This window comes from Kitasatospora sp. NPDC059571, from assembly GCF_042735675.1.
Taxonomy (GTDB): Bacteria; Actinomycetota; Actinomycetes; order Streptomycetales; family Streptomycetaceae; genus Kitasatospora.
Window position 1 is genome coordinate 1 of record NZ_JBHWBW010000112.1, and the last position, 3,021, is coordinate 3,021.

The window sequence follows — 3,021 nt, forward strand, 5'->3', positions numbered from 1 at the left end:
GCGTTCGGCGGGGGCGGCAAGCCCGGGCGGAAGTCGGGCAAGAAGCCGATGAACATCATCGAGACCCTCGACGTCGGCGTTCCTGTGCGGACCGCGTACGACCACTGGACGAAGTACGAGGACTTCAGCGGCTTCGCCAAGGGAGTCCAGAGCGTGTCGCAGGGCGACGAGGTCACCACCGACTGGAAGGTCAAGGTCGGGCCGTCCAAGCGCAGTTTCAAGGCCACCGTCCAGGAACAGGTCCCGGACGAGCGCATCGTGTGGACCTCGGAGGGTGCCAAGGGAAGCACCCGTGGCGCGGTGAGCTTCCACGAGATCACCCCGACGCTGACCCGCATCGTCCTCGTCGTCGAGTACTACCCCGCGGGCTTCTTCGAGAAGACCGGCAACATCTGGCGCGCCCAGGGCCGCCGGCTGCGGCTGGACTTCAAGAACTTCCAGCGCTACGTCTCCCTCACCAACGACGAGGCCGAGGGCTGGCGTGGCGAGATCCGCGACGGCGAGGTCGTCAAGACCCACGACGAGGCCATGGAGGAGGAAGCAGCAGCCCGCGAGCAGGAGGACCAGGAGGGCCAGGGGGAGGAGTACGAGGACACCGAAGGCGGAGACGACGAGGAGGAATACGACGAGGACGCCCCCGAGGACGAATACGACGACGAGGACGCTGAGGACAAGGACGCCGAGGAGTACGACGACACTGAAGACGGCGAGTACGAGGACAAGTACGACGAGCAGGACGAGTACGAGGACGGGGAGCCCGAGGAAGACGACGAGGACGCCCCTGAGTACGCGGACGACGATGTGGAGTACGACGAGGACGCCCCTGAGGACGAGGACGAGGACATTGACCGGGGCCGCCGCTGACCGTCGAGGGCTCTCGCTCGGCGGACCGCCGTGGCTCCGGCCGGGGCACGGTGCCGCCGGACCGGCAACGAGGACCGAACACCTCTACGGACGCCCTCGCGCTGCTCAAGGACACCCGCCCACCACCAGGCCGTGCCGTCCGACACACACGGCCACCGCGGGCGGCTGATCCGCCGGCTCCGGGTCGAGGCCTGACCGCCTCGTAGCCCGGGGCCGGTTTCAGCGGGCGGGACTGGCGGCGGGGCCGAGGAGGGCGTGGAGACGGTCGCGGTGGAGGGCCGCGACCGGGTCGACGAGGTCGGGGTGGCGGAGCAGAGGGGCGGCGTCGGTGTCGCGTTGGGTGGGCAGGGTCAGGCGTCGGGGGTCACCGGCGATCTCGGGGTGGTCGGTGGCGGCGAGGGCCCGGTGTGCGCGGGCCCCGAGCGTGGGGTCGGCGAGGAGGCTCGCGGCCCAGCTGACGACGGTCTCGTCCACCCAAGTGCGCCAGTCGGACCGCTCGGTCTCGGCGGCGTCGGGGATGGTGCCGGCGAGGTGGTCGAGGTGGTCGCTGCCGCCGGGACCGAGGAGGTGGAGGAGCTCGACGTCCAGAGCGGTGGGGTAGCACAGGGCGGCGGCGATGGTGGTGGCCTGCCTCGCCTGGGCCTCGGCGGTCGCGCGGGCCAAGGCGCTCGGCGGGGAGGGATAGGCGGTGAGCAGCCAGCGGGTGGAGGCGGCGATGACGGGGGTCAGGTCGGTGGGCATGCGGTGATCCTCGGGGGCGTGCCGGCGACGGCCCCGGGGCGGCTCTGCCCCGGTGGTGGCTGGCCAGTGTAGGCAGCCCGCCGCGGAGAACGGCATGGCGCAGGTCACGCTCCACCCGCTGTCCGGACGGTGTGCCGGTTGCTGCGCCCGGGCGGGGAGTTCCGCCCGGGCGCACCGCCCGCGGTCCCGACAGACTCGGCGCCGTCGGGGCACGTACGAGGTCAGGACGTGCCGCGGCCGGTGACGAAGTCGCGGGCCCGGTCGACGAGGCCGACGCCTGGGGCGAGGATCTTGCTGGCGGCGGGGCTGCTGGGCGCAGCGGGGTGCGGCCGGGTGGGGGCCATGGCCTTGGCGCGGCGGATCTTGTCGCCGAGGTCGTCCAGCACCTCTGGCGTACAGGCCTGTTCCATCATGGGGAACAGGTTGATCTCTTCGTCGCGGACGTGGGCGGTGACCTCGTCCATGAGGTCCTGCAGCAGCGGCCGGAACGAGGTGTCGCCGGTGTCCATACCTTCCAGCTGCTTGAGGATCCGCTCGACCCGGCTGTGGTCGTCGATCTCCTTGTCCGCGATCCGGTCCCCGCCGGCGAGGTGCTCGCGCACCGCCGGGTAGAGGTACTGCTCCTCAGCGACCGAGTGCCGTACCAGCTCGATCGTGACGTCGTCCACCATGTCCCGCAGCTCCTGGCCGCCCGTGCTCATCGCCTTGATCCGGCCGAACATGTCTGCGACCTCGTGGTGGTCGGTCTTCAGCTCCGCGATGACGTTCCCGCCGTGTCCCATCTCGTTCACCTCCGGTGCGGGGGGGGGCGGCGCCCCCCGCGCCGCACCCGCGTGGGCGCCCGCCCCCCCCCCCCCGCGCCCACACCAGGGCGGCCGCGAGCAGGCAGGCCGCGCCGGTGGCCAGCGCCAGCAGCCGCAGACTGCCCGCGCCGCCCGCCACCGCCGCGGTGGCGATCAGCGCACCGGCGCCCAGCCCGGCGTTGCGCAGGGACCGGCCGGCGGCCAGTGCCGCGTCGCGGGTCCGGCCCTCCGTCAGGGCGGCCACCGCCGCGGCGTGCGCGGTCGGCCAGCACTGGCTGCCGACCCCGAGCAGCACCGCGGCCGCCGTGAAGCCGACGACCCCGTGCGCGAGCGGCAGCACCGCCGCCCCCGCCGCCCGGACCAGCAGGGTGGCCGACAGCGGCAGGCTGCGCGCACCGCGGTCGATCCAGCGGCCGGTCGGCGCGAGCGCGGCCAGTCCGGCGAGCAGCCCGGCGGAGAGGGCTAGCCCGGCCGTCCCGGGCCGCAGTCCGAGCACCCCGACCCCGTACAGCAGCAGGAACGGCCGCAGCAGGCCCGCGCCCAGGGCGTCCACCAGCAGCGCCAGCGCGTAACGGCGGCGGTCGGGTGACGGCCGCGCTCGCCTGGGTGGGGC

General features: G+C 73.5%; 4 protein-coding genes. 1 reads left to right on the forward strand and 3 read right to left on the reverse strand.

What is annotated here, in order from left to right; translation table 11 throughout:
* Positions 1–864, forward strand: an 864-nt coding sequence (locus ACFV0G_RS15475) for an SRPBCC family protein (RefSeq protein ID WP_380546837.1), incomplete at its 5' end; no start/stop codon positions are given.
* A gap of 219 nt (positions 865–1,083) precedes the next feature.
* Here ACFV0G_RS15475 and ACFV0G_RS15480 read toward each other — a convergent pair.
* The 3 genes from ACFV0G_RS15480 to ACFV0G_RS15490 all read right to left on the reverse strand — a co-directional run.
* Positions 1,084–1,605 (reverse strand): hypothetical protein, encoded by a 522-nt coding sequence (locus ACFV0G_RS15480; protein WP_380546839.1) that lies wholly within the window; start codon positions 1,603–1,605, stop codon positions 1,084–1,086.
* Between the two features lie 221 nt (positions 1,606–1,826).
* A complete protein-coding gene (locus ACFV0G_RS15485) occupies positions 1,827–2,327 on the reverse strand; it encodes a hemerythrin domain-containing protein (protein WP_380546841.1) in 501 nt (166 codons plus the stop codon).
* Positions 2,230–3,021 (reverse strand): MFS transporter (locus tag ACFV0G_RS15490; protein WP_380546843.1); only part of this gene is annotated, 792 nt, incomplete at its 5' end. The genes ACFV0G_RS15485 and ACFV0G_RS15490, both read right to left, overlap by 98 nt.